We start from the raw sequence: 520 nt of genomic DNA on the forward strand, positions 1-520 counted from the left end.
GATGGAGACGCTGCGCCGGATGGCAGGGGTCGTGGACAAGCAGAACAAGGACGACGCGGCCTATACGCCGATGGCGCCGGACTTCTCCGGCGTCGCCTTCCAGGCCGCGGCGGCGCTGGTGCTCGAGGGGGCGGTCCAGCCGAACGGCTACACCGAGTTCCTGCTGACCAAGTACCGCCGCGAGGCGAAAGCGGCCTGACTCAGTTGCCCCGGATCACCAGGTCCGGGATCACGTAGCGCTCGTTGCCGTCCACCGTGACGATCATGTTGTCGCCCTCGCGGCTGGCGACGACGGGCTCGCGCCCCTCGGTCGAGACCTGGCCGCTGCGAAACACCAGCGTCCGGCGCTGGCCGCCCGGCAGGGTGATGTCCACCGTCGCCGTCTGCGGGCCATGGCGGCGCACGCCGAAGGGGCAGGTGACCGGCGCCTGGCCCTGGAATCGGCAATCCACCTGGCCCGTCGCCTGATAGGGCGTGCCGGGCACGCGCGCGTCGCGCGGAGCGGCGACCTCCCGCAGGT

2 protein-coding genes are annotated in these 520 nt (G+C 71.7%); one reads left to right on the forward strand and one right to left on the reverse strand.

All coding sequences use genetic code 11. From position 1 onward, the window contains the following. A partial coding sequence (locus AC1DWF_RS38560; protein ID WP_476843667.1) for a hypothetical protein occupies nt 1-199 on the forward strand: 199 nt, incomplete at its 5' end. A 1-nt stretch (nt 200) separates the two neighbouring features. On the opposite strand, the gene AC1DWF_RS38565 is transcribed toward AC1DWF_RS38560, so the two are convergent. Beyond that, a partial coding sequence (locus AC1DWF_RS38565; protein WP_476843668.1) for a hypothetical protein occupies nt 201-520 on the reverse strand: 320 nt, incomplete at its 5' end.

Source organism: Aminobacter sp. P4_D5 (genome assembly GCF_056401815.1).